The sequence below is a fragment of the Hymenobacter sp. BRD67 genome (assembly GCF_013256425.1).
Taxonomy (GTDB): Bacteria; Bacteroidota; Bacteroidia; order Cytophagales; family Hymenobacteraceae; genus Hymenobacter.
Window position 1 is genome coordinate 1,228,471 of sequence record NZ_CP053904.1, and the last position, 18,662, is coordinate 1,247,132.

Consider the following 18,662-nt stretch of genomic DNA (forward strand, 5'->3'; position numbering starts at 1 on the left):
ACTATAAGCAAGCCCTATAAAAGGTAGGGTGAGCTTGAGGGTAGCGTTTCAATAACTGCGCCAATTGCCGAGTTTACGTATAGCACTGACCCGAAAAGGTCTGCTACCCCACGCCCGGAGCAGCCTTTCTGTCGTGGCCTACTCCTCCCCGTCTTCCATGAGCCTCTGGCAAATTATTCAACGCCTGCTGCCATTTGTGCAGCCTTACCGCCGCCTGGTTGTCAGCACACTGCTACTTACGCTGGTGGGCTCGCTGGCCGCCCAGGTCAACCCGTTTGTGCTGCGCTACACCGTTGACACCGTGCAGGGCTTACTCAACAAGGGCCTGGGGCTGGCGCAGGGCTGGCAAATGCTGATTTGGGTGAGCACGGTGCTGCTGGCTAAAGAGCTGCTAAACACCGGCATTACCTTCGGCCAGAAATACTACGGCGAAAAAATTCGCATCAGCGTATCCGGGGCGCTGGCCGAAGCCGCCGTTAGTAAAATCCTGGGCTACCAGCTGGGGTTTTTCTCGGAAGGCGAAAACCAGACTGGCCGCCTTCAGACCCGTATTGACCGGGGGGTGGAAAGCCTGATGAAGCTGGTTCAGAACTTTTTCATCGACATCCTGCCGCTCTTTGCCAATGCCAGTGTGGCGCTGGTCGTCATGTTTTTAGCCAACAAATGGGTAGGACTTGTAGCTACGTCCATTTTGCCCGTCTACTTCTGGCTGAGCTACCGGCAGGCCGACCGCCTCAACGGCACCCGCCGTATGCTGCGCAGCCTGCGGGAAGAAAAAAATCATGGTCTCATCAGCATCATCGACAGCATTGTGGTGATAAAGAGCTTCGTGCGCGAGGCCTACGAGAGCCATAAGCAGTTTGCTGTGCAAAATCGCTTGGAGGATGCGCAACTCCAAACCCGCAAAACCAACTTCCGCTACGATGGCCTCAAGTCGTTTTTCGAGCAAATCGGCGTAGTAGCCATCATCGTGCTCACCGCCTACCTCGTGCTGGCCGGCCAGATGAGTATCGGGGCTATCATGTTTCACGTGCTGCTGTTCAATAACGTGTCGGCGCCCATCCGCCAGCTGCACCGCATCTACGACGAGATGAACGAGGCCCTGACCTACGCCGAGGGCTTTTTCGCTATCCTCGACGCCGACGACCAGACCGAGCGCCCCGGCCCGCTGCGTCCCGCGCACCTCTACGGCCGCTTTGAGCTGCGCCATGTCAACTTCACCTACCCCAGCGGCACGGCCGCGCTGCACGACGTGAGCCTGACTATCGAAGCCGGCAAAACCACGGCCCTAGTGGGCCTCAGCGGCGCCGGCAAAAGCACGATTATCAATCTGCTCTGCGAGTTTTACCGCCCCGACAACGGCGGCGTGTTCCTCGATGGGCAGCCTCTAAGCGAATACGACACGCCCGCCCTGCGCCAGCAAATCGGCCTGGTGCTCCAGAAAAACCATATTTTCAAAGGCACTATCGAGGAGAATATCCGTTACGGAAACTTCAACGCTACCCAGGCCGAGATTGAAGCCGCCGCCCGCCAGGCCTACTTCCACGACCAGATTCTGGATCTGCCCAAAGGCTACCTCAGCGACGCGCAGCAGCTCTTGGGTGGCCAGCAGCAGCGCATTGCCATCGCCCGGCTCTTCCTCAAAAACCCGCCCATCATCTTCCTCGACGAGCCCACCGCCAGCCTCGACGCCATCGCCACCGAGCAAATCAAGAACAGCCTCGACGCCATCAAGCAGGGCCGCACGGTGGTCATCATCTCCCACAGCCTCGCCCAGATTGTGGATTCCGACTGCATCTACGTGATGAAAAAAGGCGAAGCCGTGGAAAGCGGCACCCACCACGAGCTTTACGAAAAGCGCGGCACCTACCGCGAGATTTTCGACGCCAGCGCGAGAAGCCTCAACATTGAGAAGCTAGCCAAAACAATGGCTGATGATGGCGACGAGGTGCTGGATACGGCACTGTGATTATTAATTGATAATTATGTAAAATAATTTGAGCTATGATAATTGACATAGATGGCTGCAAGACTAAGGAGGCAGTACACGAAGTATTCAAGCAGAAGCTTGAATTTCCGGATTTCTACGGAGCTAATTGGGATGCCTTTTTAGATTCTATAACCGGACTTGTTGAAATGCCTGACGAGGTCAGAATAATAAATTGGCAAGGCTTTGCGCATACCTGTCCAAAGGATATGCAGATTCTGCGGGAAATCGTTTGCGACCACTACCCAGAACGACTGCCCGAAAAGCGAATCCTGCTTGCCTAGTAATTTGGCTTCTTAAGCTTTTTTGTGACAACCATTTCCATCCGCAACCTGTATATTTGTCACAGTTAAGATAAAACAAGGGCCGAACCTTGCGGCCCGGCCCTTGCCTTACTTAATCCAATGAATGGCAGCCGACAGGGCGCCACCACTCATTAGAAGCCCCACGAGCCATTTTGCCAGCTCAGGGGGTATGCGGAAGCTGAACCGAAGCACAAAATCCGCCTTTGCACGTTTATCTCTCATGTTGGAGAAAGAAGTTAGGTGCTGAACCACCTGCTTCTTTGAAACCCCGGTTGGTCCAACAGCCGGGGTTTCGTCTTTTTAAGGACTTGCCGAGGTGAGGTGGAATAACCGTGCAACGGGCCAAAGATATAGCCGCATGGCACTGTTTTAATCATCCAATAGCCGCCCGCGTGAACTCCGAAAGCACCAGCCGGCCGCTAATGGCAGCACGCTCAATGAGCAGGGTATCCCAGTGCTCGGTGCCAGCCCAGAGCACTTGTTTCAGCTCGCGCATGGCATTGGGGGAGCTAGCAGCCAGGCGCTGGGCTAGGGCCTGCACGGCCGCGTCGAGGCTAGCCAGGTCGGGCAATACTTCGGCGTAGAGGCCGTGGCTGGCGGCCCACTCGGCCGAGCGAAACTGCGTGGCATCAATGGCCAGCTGGCCGAAGGCAGAGGCACCGATTTTGCGCTCCACGGCCGGGCCGACTACGAAGGGGCCAATGCCCACGGCCAGCTCGCTGAGCTTCACGGCCGCGTGGGTAGTGGCCAGGCAGTAGTCGGTAGCAGCGGCCAGGCCCACGCCGCCGCCCACAGCCTTGCCCTGCACCCGGCCGATAATGAGCTTGGGGCTGGTGCGGCAGGCGTTGATAACGTGCGCGAAGCCGGAAAAAAACGCTAGCCCCTGGGCCGCATCGGCCACGGCGCGTAGCTCGTCGAAGCTAGCCCCGGCGCAGAACGTGCGCTCGCCCTCGCTTTGCAGGATAATTACTTTGGTGGCTTCAGCCTGGCCAGCTTCGGTGATGGTGCGGGCTAGCTGGGCCAGAATAGCGCTCGGCAGGGAGTTGTGAGCGGGGTGGAAAAACGTGATGGTGGAGATGCCGGCGGCATCGGTGGCGGCCGTGACGTGGCCGGCGGTGAGGTTGCTCATAGCGCAAGGTTTCGCCAGGTAAAGCGAGGTTTCACAAGGTTGTTAAAAAGAACATCATGCTTCGGCAAGCTCAGCATGACGTTCTTTTTAAATTGAAATACGAATAAATTATCCTTGGTTTTTCTTCTTTACCATCGTCAGAATGGTAGCTACGGCCACGGTGTCGCCGTTTTCGTCTTTTACCGTCACGAGCCAGCGCACGATGCCCTTGGCGATGTCGGTTTCATCGCGCTTTTCCTGGCCGATTTTCTCCTTCACCGTGAGCGTCACGCCGATGGTAGTGCCGGGGTACACGGGCTTGGTGAAGCGACACTCGTCGAGGCCGTAGTTCAGCAAAACGGGGCCTTTGCGCGGGTCAACGAACATGCCGGCTGCCTTGCTGAGCACGTAGTAGCCGTGGGCCACGCGGCCGGTGAAGAGCGTGCCTTCCAGTGAGGTTGCGTCGACGTGGGCGTAGAAATTATCGCCCGAAATGCCGGCAAAGGCGCTGATGTCGGCCTCCGTGACGGTGTGCTTATGCGTGGTGTAGGTTTCGCCGATTTCCAGCTCCTCAAAGTAGCGCTGGAAGGGGTGCTTGTCGTACTCCACCGTTTTGGCGCCGGTCTGGTACACTTCCGTAATGGCCGTCAGCATGCTCGGCGAGCCTTGCAGGGCCACGCGCTGCATGAAGTGCTCGACGCCCCGGATGCCACCCATCTCCTGGCCGCCGCCGGCCCGGCCGGGGCCGCCGTGCACGAGCTGGGGCAGCGGCGAGCCGTGGCCGGTGCTCTCCCTGGCCATCTCGCCGTTGAGCACCAGAATACGGCCGTGGTGAGTGGCCGCGCCCAGCACAAACTCCTGGGCTGTGCGCGGGTCGTTGGTAGCCAGCGAGCACACCAGCGAGCCCTTACCGAGGTTGGCGAGCTGGGTGGCCTCGCCCAAGTTGTGGTAGGGCATCAGGGTCACGACCGGCCCGAAGGCTTCCAGCTCGTGGCTGTCGAGGTGCCGGAAGGGGTGGTCATTGCGCAGTACGATAGGCGAGATGAACGCGCCCTTGGCCGCGTCGGCCCCGCGCTCTTTACCCAGAACTTCGACGTTGTCGAGGTCACCGTATACGATGGGGGTGTTCTTGGCCAGCTTGCGTACCTGCTCGCGCAGGCGCTCGGCCTGCTCGCGGCCAGCCAGCGCGCCCATGCGCACGCCCTCGGCCTGCGGGTGGCCGATGGTGGTTTGGGCCAGCGCCTTACCCAACGCAATCTGCACGTCTTCGAGCAGCTCGGCGGGCACGATGGCGCGGCGGATGGCGGTGCATTTCTGCCCGCACTTGGCCGTCATCTCCTTGCGCACCTCCTTGATAAAGAGGTCAAACTCGGGCGTGCCGGGCTGGGCGTCGGGGCCGAGCACGGCGGCGTTGAGCGAGTCGGCTTCGAGGGTAAACGGCACCGCCTCGCTGATAATGCGCGGATGGGCGCGCAGCCGGGCGCCGGTAGCCGCCGAGCCGGTAAAGGTCACCACATCCTGGTACGTGACGTGGTCGAGAATACCCTGGCCCGAGCCCACCACGAGCTGCAAAGCACCTTCGGGCAGGATGCCGCTGGCGATAATCTCGCGCACCACGGCCTCGGTGAGGTAGGCGCTGGGCACGGCGGGCTTCACCACGGCCGGCATGCCGGCCAGTAGGTTGACGGCGATTTTCTCCAGCATCCCCCAGATGGGGAAGTTGTAGGCGTTGATGTGCACGGCCACGCCCTCGCGGGGCACCAGCAGGTGCTGGGCCATGAACGTGCCGCCCTTGGAGAGGCCCACCGGCTCACCCTCCACGTAGAACGGCTTGTCGGGAAACTTGCGCCGCAGCGAGGCGTTGGCAAACAGGTTGCCGATGCCGCCCTCGATGTCAATCCACGAATCGGCGCGCGTCGCCCCGAGCGGTAGCTCAGCTCGTAGAAAATCTCCTTCTTTTCCTGCAAGTGAAAAGCCAGCGCCTTGAGCATCCGGCCGCGCTCGTGAAAAGTCATCCGGCGCAGGGCGGGGTTGCCCACGCGGCGGCCGTAGGCCAGAATCTGCTCGAAGTCAAAGCCTTCGGTATTGGCCAGGGCAATGACTTCGCCGGTGCTGGCATCGCGCAGCTCGTGCGGGTCGGAGCCGCCGGGCGACCAGCGGCCAAGGGTGTAGTTTTCGAGGGTGGGTGTCATAGCAGGGTGGGCCTGTAGCGTGGACGCTGCGAGTCCGCGCGGGGGTAGGAGTAGGAAAAATCAGTCGTTCAAACGCGCGGACTCGCAGCGTCCACGCTACACGCGCTCGATAATCACGGCGTAGCCCTGGCCTACGCCAATGCACATCGTGACCAGCGCGTAGCGCTTCTGCTGCTCGTGTAGCTCGATGGCAGCGGTATTGAGCAGGCGGGCGCCGCTCATACCGAGCGGGTGGCCCAGCGCAATGGCCCCGCCGTTGGGGTTGAGGCGCGGGTCGTCGTCGGCCAGGCCGAAGGCGCGGATGCAGGCCAGCGACTGCGCGGCAAAGGCCTCGTTGAGCTCAATAATATCGATGTCGTTTAGGGTGAGGCCGGCCTTTTTCAATGCCTGCTGGCTGGCCGGCACCGGCCCGATGCCCATGATGCGGGGCTCGACGCCGGCCACGCCCATTGCCACGATGCGGGCTTTGGGCGTGAGGCTGTGCTGCTTGATGCCTTCCTCCGAAGCCAGCAGCAGGGCGGCGGCGCCGTCGTTGAGGCCCGAGGCGTTACCAGCCGTCACGGTGCCGCCGGTTTTGCGGAAGGCCGGACGCAGCTTGGCCAAGCCAGTGAGCGACGTATCGGGCTTCAGAAATTCGTCCTCAGCAAACAGCAGCGGCTCGCCCTTGCGCTGCGGAATGGCCACGGGCGCAATCTCGGCGGCGAAGCGGCCGCGCTGCTGGGCAGCGGCGGCTTTCTGCTGCGAGACCAGCGCAAACTTATCCTGGTCTTCGCGGCTGATGTGGTACTGGTCTACCAGATTCTCCGCGGTTTCGCCCATCGCGTCGGTGCCGTACTGCGCCTGTAGGGCGGGGTTGATGAACCGCCAGCCGAAGCTCGAATCGGCCATCTGCGAGTCGGTGCCGAATGCCTTGGAGGGCTTCGACATGACGAACGGGGCGCGGGTCATGTTCTCGACGCCGCCGGCCACGAACAGGTCGCCATCGCCGCTACGGATGGCGCGGGCGGCCGCAATACCTGCCGACAGGCCACTGGCGCACAGGCGGTTCAGGGTTTCGCCGGGTACAGAATAAGGCAGGCCGGCCAGCAGCGCCGCCATGCGGGCCACGTTGCGGTTGTCTTCGCCGGCCTGGTTGGCGCAGCCCAGGATAACGTCGGCTACGGCGGCCGGGTCAGTGTCGGGGTGGCGCCTGAGCAGCTCGCGGATGGTGTGGGCGGCCAGGTCGTCGGGGCGCACGGCGGCCAGGGTGCCGCCAAAGTTGCCGATGGGCGTGCGCACGCCGTCGATGATATAAGCTTCGTTCATGAGGTTTTAGGCAGGATTTCGTGACTGGTGCGGTAGGCCGTGCCCTTGAAAAGCAGCAGTTCCGCACCCAGCTGGTTGGTTACGCGCACCTGGTACACGCCGATTTTATGCTTGAGACTCACCTCCCGGGCTTCCACTGTGAGCACGTCGCCCACCCGGCCGGCTTCGAGGTAATCGGCGGTTACGCTGAGCCCCACGCTCTGGCGGCCGTGGCTGTTGCAGGCAAAAGCAAACGCCGTATCGGCCGCCGAAAACGTGACGCCGCCGTGCAGGGCCCCGAAGCCGTTGAGCATGTCGGGCCGCACTGCGAAATGCAGGCGGCAGTAGCCGGGGCCGACCTCGTCCACGCACAGGCCCAGCAGCTGGCTGAAGGCGTCCTGGCCGAGCATGAGGGCTTTCACGGCCTCGGCGGTTGAGCTAGCGGACGGCGGGAATGGGCTCATGCGTCAGAAAATACCGGTTTTCGCGGGCCAAGCGCCGCAGCAGCACGCTGGCGCGGTAGCGGTCGTCGTGGTAGTCGTGGTAGAGGTCGTCGAGCGTAGCCAGCACCTGGGCCGGCCCCAGCTCGTCGGCCCAGGCCAGCAGGCCTTTGGGGTAGTTCACGCCGGTGGTCATGGCCAGCTCCAGGTCGGGGGCTGACGCCACGCGCAGGTGCAGCGCCTCGGCGGCCTCGTTGATGAGCATGGCCAGTACCCGGTGCAGAATGCGCTGGCCCAGCGCCGCATCGCGGTTCGGCGTGGGCTGCGCGGCGCCGGGCGCATAGTCGTAGAAGCCGCGCCCGGCCTTGCGGCCGTAGTAGCCGGCCTCAAACAAGCGCTTCTGGGTGAAGGAGGGGCGGTAGCGCGGGTCGTAGAAAAAGGCGGTGAACACCGACTCCGTGACTCGATAGTTGACGTCGTGGCCGATAAAGTCCATCAGGGCAAACGGCCCCATGCGGAAGCCGCCCAGCTCGGTCAGGGCCCAGTCGATAGTGGCGATGTCGGCAATGCCTTCTTCCAGAATCCGAATGGCCTCGCCGTAGAAAGGCCGCGCCACGCGGTTCACGATAAAGCCGGGCGTGTCCTGGGCCAGCACCGGGCGCTTACCCCAGCTGGCCACCAGCGCCTTAATGTCATCGGCCAGTCCGGGGCGGGTTTGCACTGCCGGAATCACCTCCACCAGCTGCATGAGCGGGGCCGGGTTGAAAAAATGAATGCCCACGAAGCGCTCCGGCCGCAGGCAGGCCGCCGCAATCGACGTAACCGAGAGGGACGACGTATTCGTGGCCAGAATACATTCAGAATTTACTATATTTTCGAGCTGCCGGAAAACCTGCTGCTTCACCGCCAGGTCTTCCACAATGGCTTCCACAACCAGCTCGCAGTCGGCAAAGTCGGCCATGCTGGCCGTGGGATGCAGGCGGGCAATGGCCGCCCCGGCCGCTTCGGTGGTCAGCTTGCCTTTTTCGGCCAGCTTGCGCAGGCTGGCGGCGATGCCAGCCGTAGCCTTTTCGAGGGCCGCGGCATTCTGGTCGAGCAGGCGCACCGCGTGGCCAGCCGTGGCCACCACCTGAGCAATGCCCGCGCCCATCGCGCCGCTGCCGATAATTCCAATGGTCATTTTGATAATGTGGGAGATGCGAAGAGGTGAGAAATGAGAAAATGCGGATTGCAGATGATTTTTTACATCTTCCACATTCTCACATCTTCCACATTTAAAATCTACTGGCCGGTAAAGGTGGGCTGACGCTTGGCCAGGAAGGCGGCTACGCCCTCGCGGTAGTCGGCGGTGTGGCCGGCGCGCAGCTGGTAGTCGCCCTCGGCACGCAGCTGCTGGGCCACGTCGTTGGCAAACGTGTGGTTGAGCAGCTGCTTGGTGTAAGCCAGGCCTTTGGTGGGCAGGTGGGCCATCTTGTGGGCCAGCGCGAGTACTTCCTGGTCGAAAGTCTCATCAGCAAACGCCTTGTAAATCATGCCCATCTGCACGGCCTCGGCGCCGCTTACCTTGTCGCCGGTCAGCATGAGGGCGCTGGCGCGCTGCAGGCCCACGAGGCGCGGCAGAAAGTAGGTGCCGCCGCTGTCGGGCACCAGGCCAATCTTGCTGAACGCCTGAATGAACGCGGCCGACTGCCGGGCCACCACGATATCGCAGGCCAGGGCAATGTTGGCGCCCGCCCCGGCCGCTACGCCATTCACGGCCGCGATGACGGGCTTTTCCAGCTCCCGAATAAGCAGAATAATCGGGTTGTAGTGCTGCTCCACAATTTCCGACACATCGGGCGCGTTCGGCCCGGTTATTTCTGCCAGGTCCTGCCCGGCGCAGAAGGCGCGGCCCGTGCCCGTGAGCACTACGGCCCGTACGCTGGCATCGGCCTGGCATGCGCGCAGCCGCTGCTGCAAGGCCAGCGCCAGCGGCTTGTTGATGCTGTTGAAGACGTCGGGGCGATTGAGCGTGAGCGTGGCCACGCCGTCGGCAAAAGAGTAAAGCAGGGCGGTGTCGGACATGGAAAGAGCTAAGCGTGGCATTTAAAGTAATCGAACGGCTCGCGGCAGTCGTCGCACTGATACAGGGCCTTGCAGGCTGTTGAGCCAAACTGGCTGACCAGGTGCGTGTGGGCCGACTTGCAGAGCGGGCAGCGTACGGCGGTATCCTGGCCAAATAAGTTGAGGACGTGGCCGCTGGCCGTGCCATCAATGGGCGGCGCAATGCCGTAGGCTTCGAGCTTGGCGCGGCCCGCCTGGCTCATCCAGTCGGTGGTCCAGGCCGGGCTTATCTGGTTGTGGATAGTTACCTGCCGGTAGCCCTCGGCCAGCAGCCGCAGCCGGATGTCGGTGGCGATGGCGCTCATGGCCGGGCAGCCCGAGTAAGTCGGGGTGATGGTAACGGTAATATGCTCGCCGTCCACCGCCACGGCCCGTACGATGCCCAGGTCCAGAATGCTCAGTACGGGCACTTCGGGGTCGCTCACCTCTTCCAGCAGCTGCCAGATTCGGGCTTCGGTAGGCGCTGGGGAGGAGGTAGTTACCACGTCAGGCCGGGGTAGGTGCGTTGCAGGTATTGCAGCTCGGCCAGCAGGTAGCCCAGGTGCTCGGAGTGGCGGCCGCTCTTGCCGCCCTGCTGCGCGAAGGGCGCGGCGGGCAGGGGCACGGTGGCCTCGGCCAGCACATGCGCCGCGTGCGCCTGCATAGCGGGCAGCAGGGCGGCGTACTCGGGCAGCAGCCCCAGTTCCTGTAAGTTCGTTTCGAGCGCGGTGGGCGTGGTCAGCTCGCCGGCGAAGCGCCAGAGTGTGGCAATAGCTTTATCGAGGTGCTGCCGGCTCTCGGGCGTACCGTCGCCGAGGCGAATCAGCCATTCGGAGCTCCACTTGAGGTGGTAGGCGGCTTCCTTGACCGACTTCTCGGCAATGGCGGCCAGTCGGGCATCCGGGCCGCTTTGTAGCTCTTTAAGTAAGTGATAGTGAAAATTATCAAACAAGAACTGCCGGACGATGGTGTGCGCAAAGTCGCCGTTGGGCTGCTCTACCAGCAGCGGGTTGCGGTACTCCACGGCCGAGCGCAGGTAGGCCAGGTCATCCTCGGTGCGGCCCTGGCCTTCGAGCTCGGCGGCGTACTGGTAGTAGCTACGGGCCTCACCTAGCAAATCGAGGGCAATGTTGGCCAGCGCCAAATCCTGCTCCAGCACGGGGCCGTGCCCGCACCATTCGGAGAGGCGGTGCGCGAGGATAAGGCTGGTATCGGCCAGCTGCAACACGAGCGGAAACAGCGGGTTGGCGGCCGGAGCCGCCGCCGGAGCGGTGGGGATTTCAGACTGAGTAGCTGCCATAACCCGCGGGCTTACATGTGTTTAATGGAATCCGGCACGTCGTAGAACGTGGGGTGCCGGTACACTTTATCGGCCGCCGGGTCGAAAAACTCGGCCGCCTCATCGGGGTTGGAAGCGTGGATGTGCTTCGACTCCACTACCCAGATGCTTACGCCTTCGAGGCGGCGGGTATACACGTCGCGGGCGTTCTGCACGGCCATTGCCGCGTCGGCGGCGTGCAGGCTACCCACGTGCTTGTGGTCGAGCCCCTGCTTGCTGCGGATAAAGACCTCCCACAGAGGCCATTCGGAGTTGTTCATTTTCTGAAAAATCGTTGGGTTGCTTCGCTGCGCGCTGCACGATGTTCGTTGCTGCTTACGCCGCCACCGTTTCGCGTGCCTTGCGCTTCCCGGCGTGGGCCAGCGCTGCCTCGCGTACCCAGGCGCCTTCCTCGTGGGCCTGCACGCGGGCTTGCAGGCGCTCGTGGTTGCAGAGGCCGTTGCCTTTTACCACGGCCCAGAACTCTTCCCAGTTCACCTCGCCGAAGTCGTAGGCTTGGCGCTCCTCGTTCCACTTTACTTTCTCGTCGGGCACGGTCAGGCCCAGAAACTCGGCCTGGGGCACCATCATGTCCACGAATTTCTGGCGCAGCTCGTCGTTGGTAAAGCGCTTGATGCGCCACTTCATACTCTGCTCGGTGTTGGGCGACTCGCTATCCTTGGGGCCAAACATCATCAGCGTGGGCCACCACCAGCGGTTAAGGGCCTCCTGGGCCATCTCCTTCTGAGCCGGCGCGCCCTCGCACAGCGTCTGCATAATCTCAAAGCCCTGGCGCTGGTGGAAGCTCTCTTCCTTGCACACCCGCACCATAGCCCGCGCGTACGGGCCGTACGAGGTGCGGCACAGCGGCACCTGGTTCAGGATGGCCGCCCCGTCCACGAGCCAGCCCACGCAGCCCATATCAGCCCAGCTCAGGGTGGGGTAGTTGAAGATGCTGCTGTACTTGGCCTTGCCCGAGTGCAGGTCGGCCAGCATCTGCTCGCGCGAGGTGCCCAGCGTTTCGGCGGCGCTGTAGAGGTAGAGGCCGTGGCCTGCCTCGTCCTGCACCTTGGCCAGCAAAATGGACTTGCGCTTGAGCGAAGGGGCGCGGGTTATCCAGTTGCCTTCGGGCAGCATACCCACCAGCTCGGAGTGCGCGTGTTGCGAAATCTGCCGGATGAGGGTCTTGCGATACGCCTCAGGCATCCAGTCTTTGGGCTCGATGCGGATGTCGGCGTCGATGCGGGCCTGAAATTGTTCTTCGGGGGTGGGAGCGAGCGTTTCCATGAGCGGATAACAAAAACTAACGAGTGTTAGTTTAGCGTAAGACAAAAGTAACTAGCAGCGCGGACTTTGTAGTCCGCAGCTGGTCGTTCAGCGGCAGCCGGCAAAGGCGGCGCTAGTACCTACTGGTCAAAATCTACCGTGACCTCCGGCGTAGTAGGCCGGGCCTGGCAGGTCAGGACATAGCCTTTGGCTATTTCATCGGCTGAGAGCGAATAGTTTACGTCCATGGCGGTGGTGCCGCTCGTCACGCGGGCCAGGCAGGTGCTGCACATCCCGTTTTTGCACGAGTAGGGCGCATCGATACCGGCGGCCAGCGCCGCGTCGAGCACGGTATCGCCGTAATACGACATGTCGAGGCGGTAAGCGCGGCCGTCGAGGCGCAGCGTAACCTGGCTTTTCTGGTCGTCTTCGCCCGCGGCGCGGCGCGGGGCGGCTTTCGCCGTGGCACTGCCCGCCGAGGCAAATAGCTCAAAGTGAATATTCCCCGACGCGACGCCGGCCTCCGTCAGCGCCTGCTGCACGCCGTGAATCATCTCTTCGGGACCGCAGATAAACGCCTCGTCGAGCTGACTGGCCGGGATGAGCTGGCGCAGCAGCTGGGCCGTCTTGGCGTAGTCTACCCGCCCAAAAAACAGGTCGCTCTCGCCCTGCTCGCGGCTCAGGATGTGGAACACGCTCAGCCGGCCCAGAAATTTATTCTTCAGTCCCTCAATCTGTTCCTTGAAAATAATGGAGTTGCGTCCCCGGTTGCCGTACACCAGATACACGTGGCTGCCCGGCTCGGTCAGCAGCACTGTGCGGGCAATGCTGAGCAGGGGCGTGATGCCGCTGCCGGCCGCAAACAGCGCGTAGCGCTTGGTGTGGCTGGGGTGCAGGGCAGGGGTGAAGCGGCCCTGCGGCGGCAGCACGTCGAGGGTGTCGCCGGGGTGCAGGCCCTCCACGGCCAGGGTGGAGAAGCGGCCCTCAGGCACCTTCTTGATGGCCACCCGCCATTCATCATCCAGCGGACTGCTGCAAATGGAGTAGCTGCGCCGTAAGTCTTCGCCCTGGTGCTCGCGGCGCAGGGTCAGGTACTGGCCGGGCAGGTAGCGAAACGTTTCGCGCAGCCCGGCCGGCACCTCGAAGGCCAGCGACACGCAATCGGGCGTTTCGCGGGTGATGCTCTTGATTTTTAAGGTATGAAAGCGGCTCATCTACAAATACTTAATCTATAATACTCGTTGGTCATGCGGAGCGGAGCATCTCGCGAACTGACGTTAGAGTTACTAACCCAATGACGCGAACGAGATGCTTCGCTGCGCTCTCCATGACCAACGTTTTCTGATTCTTTACTTCAGCTCGCGCAAGTCCTTCACCCGGCTCAGCTTGCCGCCCTCGCTGCGCGGCAATTGCCCGCAGCCCAGCAGCTGTACCCGCATGCTGAGGCCGATATTGTCCTTTATTTTCTTGGCAAACAGGCCCTGGAGCTGGCGCAGGCTGTCGTGCTGCTGCACGTGCTCGGCGGTGAGGGGGGTGGTGGCCAGTCCCAGCTCGCGCAGCAGGGGCTCAGCTACTTCTACGCTTACTTCCACTTCGTCGAGGCTGCCGCGCCGGGTGGCCACCACCTGGTAGTAGGGGCTGACGTGGGCCAGCTGGCTGATGATATCCTCGACCTGCGTGGGGAAGAAATTCACCCCCGAATGATGAGCATATCGTCGGCGCGGCCCCGAATCGGGCCCATTTTTACGTGGGTGCGCTTCACCGAGTGGTCGTAGTAGATGTTGGTGATGTCGCCCGTCCAGTAGCGCAGAATGGGCATGGCTTTTTTGGTGAGTGTGCTGAAAACCAGCACGCCCAGCTCGCCCTCCGCCACCGGCTCGCCGGTGTCCTTGTCTACCACCTCGGGGTAAAAATGGTCTTCCCAGATGTAGCTGCCGGTGCCGCGCTCGTCCACGTCTTCCTGCGAGATACCGGGGCCGAGTATCTCGCTCAGGCCATATATATTGGTGGCCGCTACGTGCAGCCCGGCCTGCACCTGCTGGCGGATGGCCTCAGTCCAGGGCTCGGCGCCGAGTACGGCCAGCTTCAGGTTGATGGCTTCCGGGGCTATGCCGCGCCGCTGCAGCTCCTCGGCCAGCACCTGGGCGTAGGAGGGCGTAGCGCAGATGATTTCGGGCCGGAAATCCTGCAAAAGCTGTAGCTGCCGGTCGGTGCTGCCGCCCGATACCGGAATCACGGTCAGCCCCAGCTTCTCGGCACCGTAGTGAATGCCCAGGCCGCCCGTAAACAGGCCGTAGCCGTAGGCATTCTGCAGCTTCATGCCCGGCTGGCAGCCGGCTGCTGCCAGCGAGCGGGCCACTACCTCGGCGAAAATACCCAGGTCGCCGGCCGTGTAGCCTACCACCGTGGCCTTGCCCGTGGTACCGCTGGAGCAATGCAGCCGCGCCACCTCCGCTTCGGGCACGGCAAACAGGCCGAAGGGGTAGTTGTCCCGAAAATCCGTTTTCTTAGTGAAGCCCAGCTTGGGTAAGTCTGCCAGCCCCTGGAACGTGGCCGGATTAATACCCGCCTCGGCAAACTTGCGCTGGTAAAATGGCACCCGCGCCGCCAGGTAAGCGACCTGCTCCTGAAGGCGGACGTTTTGCAACGCCCGCAGCTGCGGCAGCGGAAGCCGCTCAATTTCGGGTTGAAAAAGCATGAGTGCGGAGAGCTGAGGGATGGGAAGCTTCTGGTTGCAAAACTAACAAACGTTTGTTGTCAATGATAGCAAAAAGTAAATTTTCTTTAAGTTGCTGGGGTGTTCTGACGTATATTTATTAAATATATTTATTTTACTATGTTAATCAATTATTTCCTTTACTTCGTACTGGATGCTACTTTTAGCTGCCGGCCGCTGGTGTTCGGCACTACTTATGAAAAAGCAGCTTATTCTGTTGGTGCTGGCCTCCCTGTGTTTGTTTCTGGCAGGTAGTAAAGTGATGGCCCGTTCCGCGGGCCCTCGCCCGGCTTATTTTGAGCTAAAAATCTACCACCTGAAAACTGCCCGGCAGGAAGCGCTGGTCGATAGCTTTTTACGGCAGCAGTACCTGCCAGCTATGCGCGCGGCCGGCCTCCCGACCATCGGCGTTTTTAAGCCGATTGGCAACGACACGGCGGCCGACAGAAGGATTTACGTTTTCACGCCCTTTGCATCGTTGAAGCAGTGGGAAAGCGTGGCCCGGGAAACGGCCCCCAAACTGCTGGCCGCCGGCGGCAGCTACGAAAATGCCCCTTACACCAGCCCCGCCTATGGGCGGCAGCAAACCATCTTCCTAAAGGCTTTCGACGAGATGCCCGCTCTTACTGCCCCTAAACTCGACGCGCCCCCCAGCGAGCGGGTATATGAGCTGCGCAGCTACGAAGGCGCCAGCGAAAAGCTGTTCCGCACCAAAGTGCGGATGTTTAACGCCGGTGGCGAAATCAGGCTGTTCGACCGCCTGGGCTTTAATGGCATCTTCTACGGCGAGGTAGTTTTTGGCTCCAAAATGCCAAACCTAATGTATATGACTTCTTTCAACAGTATGCCTGACCGTGAGGCGCACTGGAAAGCCTTCAGCAGCGACCCCGAATGGCTGAGGCTAAAGGCTCTGCCCCAGTACCAGCACAACGTGTCGCATACCGACATCACATTTCTGCGTCCGACAGCCTATTCAGGCTTATAGCTGGTTTTGTGCTTCGGGTTTCGGGTGGTCTTGCAGCACCCGCTCAATGCGCGGGTCGGGCACCAGCCACATGAGGGCCACGGCCACGTAGGCGGCCCCGGCCAGCCAGGGCAGCACAAAGCTGCTGCCGATGCCGGCGCCGTAGAGCACCAGCGAGACCTTACCCTTCCAGTCGTGCCCCAGGGCGTGGGCCAGCGGCGAGGCGGGGCCATTGACGGCAATCAGGCAGTTTTGCAGCATAAAATACGCGATGCCCGAGCCCAGCAGCACTACCCCATACACGGCCAGCGTGGCCGGGGCAAAGTGATTTTCCCCCATCCAGCCGGTGGCAAACGGCGTGAGCGAGAGCCAGAACAGCAGGTGCAGATTGGCCCACAGCACGCCGCCGCTAATCTGCCGGGCGCTGCTAAGCAGGTGATGGTGGTTGTTCCAATAAATGCCCACGTAAATAAAGCTCAGCACGTAGCTCAGGCAAATAGGCAGCAGCGGCTTCAGAGCCGTGAAATCATCGCCGTGCGGTACCTTAATCTCCAGCACCATGATAGTGAGGATAATAGCGAGTACACCATCGCTGAATGCCTCCAGGCGGCCTTTTTGCATAGAAGATAATTTTAGGCGTAAGGTACTAAGAGGGAGTAAACTAGAGCGGATTCCAACTCCGAGTACCGGGCGGGCTGCCGGGGTTGAGCCGGCTGTCCGCACCAGCCAATCTGTACCCCGACCCGACGATTAGCTGAGTACCTGCACTGAGACAATACGTGGCGGCGGCATTCCGACTCGGGTGCCCGTAGCCCGCTCGAAACCAAGCTTCACTACCTTTTAGCTTAGCTTATCTTCGTTTTTATTTCTTGGTGCCAATTGCTTTCGGCCGCCTCAGAATTTCGGTGCTATCAACGCAACAATTCAAGTTCCTACGCCATGCGACTTCTATACTTAGTATTTGGTAATACTATACAGAACCATTTCCAGGCTAATTTTTCCATCTTGTCATTTTTAAGAAAAAACAGCCATTTTCTAACTGGCATTACAGTTATTACTGATGCCCCTGATTTGTATCAGCACCTGGCATCGATTGTAACCGTGCAGGCAATACCGGCCGCTACCCTTCAGGAATGGCAAGGGAAATTTAAGTTCTTTTGGCGGGTTAAGATTAAGGCGTTGGAATATACGGCGCAGCAGTATGCGGGAGAGCATATTATCTATTTAGATACCGATACTTTTCTGCATGGCTCATTGAGCTACCTTAGCCAGGAGTTGGCTAATGGAGTGGCGTTCATGCACGAAGTAGAAGGCGCCTTGAGTAGCCTTGCCAGTAAGACGGAGCGCCGCATGTGGCAGCAGGTTAAAGACCGGTCTTTTGGGGGTATCACCATGCATAAGCAGCTTTCTATGTGGAACGCGGGGGTGGTTGGCATCCCTGCCTCACAAAATATGGCCGCAATTAAGTTAGCGCTGAGCATCTGCGACGAGCTATGCGAGCAGCAGGTTACCCCGCGGCTCATCGAGCAGTTTGCGTTATCCGTAGCGTTGCATGAGACTTACCCGCTTCACGAGGCAAGACCTTATATCGGACATTACTGGAGTACCAAAGCGGAGTGGAATAGCGTCATTAGTACCTTTTTTCTGGAATCACACCTTAGAAATCGTACGGCCGATGAAGAAGTAGCTGCTTTAACTAAGTTTGATTATCGGCAGATGCCAATTAAAAAGAAAGTTCGCAGTACCCAAGCCAGGCTAAACAGCTTGGTCAGCATGGTTTTTCCTCCCAAGCAAATCGAATTTATCAGCCCTAAAGCTTAGGGCTGTTAGGCACTTACCCACCAGTAGAGGCAGTTTTTTCTACTGGTTCCTGCGGCCGGCTGCCTGCGCGGCCCGGCAGTGCCTGCAACTGGTAGTGCCTGGCAGTGAGCAGCTCGCAGCACGAAAAAAAGCAGCCCCATAGCTAGCATTGAAGGAAATAATACGAATAGTTTTCAGCGCTCGGGTACTTTTTTTAATATATGTCGTATGTTTGCGTCATACATTATTCTGTAGCGATGACATACGCCAAAACCGCCCCTTTCACCGATGAGCAGCAGCAACTGGCACGGGTAGCCAAGGCCTTGGCACACCCGGCGCGGGTGGCCATCATTCAGCTGCTGGCCAGCAGGCAAACCTGCATCTCGGGCGATATCGCCGCTGAGCTGCCCCTCGCGCGCACTACCGTGTCGCAGCACTTGCAGGAGTTGAAAGCGCTGGATTTGATTCGCGGCGAAATCGACGGACTAATGGTTTGTTATTGCCTAAATACCAGCTTATTGCAGCAGGTGCAGCAGCAGTTCGCGGGCTTCTTTGCCGCTGCGGTTGCCAGCCCGGCGTGCGGCCCCGGCGAGGCCTGCGGCTGCTAGTCTTAACTCTCACCTTCTTAAGCTTTTGTCGTCATGGATAACGCTGTTTTTCCCCGGATGCACGTCTCGCTGTACGTGTCTGACCTGGCCGCTACGGTCAATTTTTACACGGCTTTCTTTGGGCAGCCGGCAGCCAAAATCCGGCGCGGCTACGCCAAGTACGTCCTCGACAAGCCCTCGCTCATTATCTCGTTTGTGGAGAACGCGGGGCGGGTAGCCAGCAACTTCGGGCACCTGGGCTTCCAGGTCGAAACCGTGCAGGAGCTGGACGAGCGCCTCGCCACCGCCCGCCAGGCAGGATTGGTGCAGCGCGAAGAAATGGGCACCAGCTGCTGCTATGCCAAGCAAGACAAGTTCTGGGTCAACGACCCCGACGGCGTGGAGTGGGAAGTCTATTATTTCCACGAAGACGCGGAGTTCAACGACCCGCGCTACCAGGCCGAATACGACCAGGCCGGGGCGGCCGGGCAGTGCTGCATTGCGCCGGCCGCCCCGGCCGAGCTACACCAGGCCGCGCCCATGCCGTTTGTACTGGCCGAAGCGCCGGCCTGCACGCCGGGCGGTGGGTGCTGCTAATTGGTTTTACTTATAG

General features: G+C 60.6%; 21 protein-coding genes. 7 read left to right on the forward strand and 14 right to left on the reverse strand.

Annotated features, from left to right (window positions below; all coding sequences use genetic code 11):
* Positions 1 to 157: 157 nt before the first annotated feature.
* Together GKZ67_RS05680 and GKZ67_RS05685 are read left to right on the forward strand one after the other, a co-directional pair.
* On the forward strand, positions 158 to 1,969 hold the full coding sequence (locus GKZ67_RS05680; RefSeq protein ID WP_173241509.1) for an ABC transporter ATP-binding protein: 1,812 nt from the start codon (positions 158 to 160) through the stop codon (positions 1,967 to 1,969).
* Positions 1,970 to 2,004: 35 nt separating this feature from the next.
* On the forward strand, positions 2,005 to 2,271 hold the full coding sequence (locus tag GKZ67_RS05685) for a barstar family protein (RefSeq protein WP_173241510.1): 267 nt from the start codon (positions 2,005 to 2,007) through the stop codon (positions 2,269 to 2,271).
* 394 nt (positions 2,272 to 2,665) lie between these two features.
* On the opposite strand, the gene GKZ67_RS05690 is transcribed toward GKZ67_RS05685, so the two are convergent.
* Together GKZ67_RS05690 and paaZ are read right to left on the reverse strand one after the other, a co-directional pair.
* On the reverse strand, positions 2,666 to 3,421 hold the full coding sequence (locus GKZ67_RS05690; RefSeq protein WP_173241511.1) for an enoyl-CoA hydratase/isomerase family protein: 756 nt from the start codon (positions 3,419 to 3,421) through the stop codon (positions 2,666 to 2,668).
* A 108-nt stretch (positions 3,422 to 3,529) separates the two neighbouring features.
* A complete protein-coding gene (paaZ, locus tag GKZ67_RS05695) occupies positions 3,530 to 5,299 on the reverse strand; it encodes a phenylacetic acid degradation bifunctional protein PaaZ (RefSeq protein ID WP_317172296.1) in 1,770 nt (589 codons plus the stop codon).
* Positions 5,300 to 5,367: 68 nt separating this feature from the next.
* On the opposite strand from paaZ, the gene GKZ67_RS22475 reads away from it, so the two are divergent.
* On the forward strand, positions 5,368 to 5,610 hold the full coding sequence (locus GKZ67_RS22475; RefSeq protein ID WP_217278695.1) for a hypothetical protein: 243 nt from the start codon (positions 5,368 to 5,370) through the stop codon (positions 5,608 to 5,610).
* Positions 5,611 to 5,688: 78 nt separating this feature from the next.
* Here GKZ67_RS22475 and pcaF read toward each other — a convergent pair whose 3' ends face one another.
* The 11 genes from pcaF to GKZ67_RS05745 form a co-directional block, all read right to left on the reverse strand.
* On the reverse strand, positions 5,689 to 6,897 hold the full coding sequence (pcaF, locus tag GKZ67_RS05700) for a 3-oxoadipyl-CoA thiolase (RefSeq protein WP_173241512.1): 1,209 nt from the start codon (positions 6,895 to 6,897) through the stop codon (positions 5,689 to 5,691).
* Positions 6,894 to 7,298 (reverse strand): hotdog fold thioesterase, encoded by a 405-nt coding sequence (locus GKZ67_RS05705; RefSeq protein WP_254245080.1) that lies wholly within the window; start codon positions 7,296 to 7,298, stop codon positions 6,894 to 6,896. The genes pcaF and GKZ67_RS05705 overlap by 4 nt, the downstream gene beginning before the upstream one ends.
* Positions 7,299 to 7,314: 16 nt before the next feature.
* Complete coding sequence (locus GKZ67_RS05710; protein WP_173241514.1) at positions 7,315 to 8,496, reverse strand: 3-hydroxyacyl-CoA dehydrogenase NAD-binding domain-containing protein; 1,182 nt, start codon at positions 8,494 to 8,496, stop codon at positions 7,315 to 7,317.
* A gap of 101 nt (positions 8,497 to 8,597) precedes the next feature.
* Positions 8,598 to 9,380 carry an enoyl-CoA hydratase-related protein gene (locus GKZ67_RS05715; protein ID WP_173241515.1) on the reverse strand — a complete coding sequence of 261 codons (783 nt, stop codon included), beginning with the start codon at positions 9,378 to 9,380 and terminating at the stop codon, positions 8,598 to 8,600.
* An 8-nt stretch (positions 9,381 to 9,388) separates the two neighbouring features.
* A complete protein-coding gene (paaD, locus tag GKZ67_RS05720; protein ID WP_173241516.1) occupies positions 9,389 to 9,904 on the reverse strand; it encodes a 1,2-phenylacetyl-CoA epoxidase subunit PaaD in 516 nt (171 codons plus the stop codon).
* Positions 9,898 to 10,698 carry a 1,2-phenylacetyl-CoA epoxidase subunit PaaC gene (paaC, locus tag GKZ67_RS05725; protein ID WP_173241517.1) on the reverse strand — a complete coding sequence of 267 codons (801 nt, stop codon included), beginning with the start codon at positions 10,696 to 10,698 and terminating at the stop codon, positions 9,898 to 9,900. The genes paaD and paaC overlap by 7 nt, the downstream gene beginning before the upstream one ends.
* An 11-nt stretch (positions 10,699 to 10,709) precedes the next feature.
* Positions 10,710 to 10,997 (reverse strand): 1,2-phenylacetyl-CoA epoxidase subunit PaaB, encoded by a 288-nt coding sequence (gene paaB, locus GKZ67_RS05730; protein ID WP_133655299.1) that lies wholly within the window; start codon positions 10,995 to 10,997, stop codon positions 10,710 to 10,712.
* 55 nt (positions 10,998 to 11,052) lie between these two features.
* Positions 11,053 to 12,003, reverse strand: coding sequence for a 1,2-phenylacetyl-CoA epoxidase subunit PaaA (gene paaA / locus GKZ67_RS05735; RefSeq protein WP_173241518.1), 951 nt, complete (start codon positions 12,001 to 12,003; stop codon positions 11,053 to 11,055).
* 119 nt (positions 12,004 to 12,122) lie between these two features.
* Entirely contained in the window at positions 12,123 to 13,196 is a 1,074-nt protein-coding gene (gene paaE, locus GKZ67_RS05740; protein ID WP_173241519.1) for a 1,2-phenylacetyl-CoA epoxidase subunit PaaE, read from the reverse strand.
* A 135-nt stretch (positions 13,197 to 13,331) separates the two neighbouring features.
* Positions 13,332 to 13,676 (reverse strand): hypothetical protein, encoded by a 345-nt coding sequence (locus tag GKZ67_RS22480; RefSeq protein WP_217278696.1) that lies wholly within the window; start codon positions 13,674 to 13,676, stop codon positions 13,332 to 13,334.
* Positions 13,673 to 14,680 (reverse strand): phenylacetate--CoA ligase family protein, encoded by a 1,008-nt coding sequence (locus tag GKZ67_RS05745; protein ID WP_217278697.1) that lies wholly within the window; start codon positions 14,678 to 14,680, stop codon positions 13,673 to 13,675. The genes GKZ67_RS22480 and GKZ67_RS05745 overlap by 4 nt, the downstream gene beginning before the upstream one ends.
* 214 nt (positions 14,681 to 14,894) lie before the next feature.
* Here GKZ67_RS05745 and GKZ67_RS05750 point away from each other — a divergent pair, with 214 nt between their 5' ends.
* Positions 14,895 to 15,683, forward strand: a complete 789-nt coding sequence (locus GKZ67_RS05750; protein WP_173241520.1) for an NIPSNAP family protein — start codon at positions 14,895 to 14,897, stop codon at positions 15,681 to 15,683.
* Here GKZ67_RS05750 and GKZ67_RS05755 read toward each other — a convergent pair.
* Entirely contained in the window at positions 15,678 to 16,283 is a 606-nt protein-coding gene (locus GKZ67_RS05755) for a TMEM175 family protein (RefSeq protein ID WP_173241521.1), read from the reverse strand. The genes GKZ67_RS05750 and GKZ67_RS05755 overlap by 6 nt on opposite strands.
* 318 nt (positions 16,284 to 16,601) lie before the next feature.
* Here GKZ67_RS05755 and GKZ67_RS05760 point away from each other — a divergent pair, with 318 nt between their 5' ends.
* The 3 genes from GKZ67_RS05760 (at position 16,602) to GKZ67_RS05770 (ending at position 18,646) form a co-directional block, all read left to right on the forward strand.
* Positions 16,602 to 17,483 carry a hypothetical protein gene (locus GKZ67_RS05760; RefSeq protein WP_173241522.1) on the forward strand — a complete coding sequence of 294 codons (882 nt, stop codon included), beginning with the start codon at positions 16,602 to 16,604 and terminating at the stop codon, positions 17,481 to 17,483.
* Between the two features lie 236 nt (positions 17,484 to 17,719).
* Positions 17,720 to 18,070 carry an ArsR/SmtB family transcription factor gene (locus GKZ67_RS05765; RefSeq protein ID WP_173241523.1) on the forward strand — a complete coding sequence of 117 codons (351 nt, stop codon included), beginning with the start codon at positions 17,720 to 17,722 and terminating at the stop codon, positions 18,068 to 18,070.
* Between the two features lie 33 nt (positions 18,071 to 18,103).
* Positions 18,104 to 18,646, forward strand: coding sequence for an ArsI/CadI family heavy metal resistance metalloenzyme (locus tag GKZ67_RS05770; protein WP_173241524.1), 543 nt, complete (start codon positions 18,104 to 18,106; stop codon positions 18,644 to 18,646).
* The last annotated feature ends 16 nt before the right edge of the window (positions 18,647 to 18,662 follow it).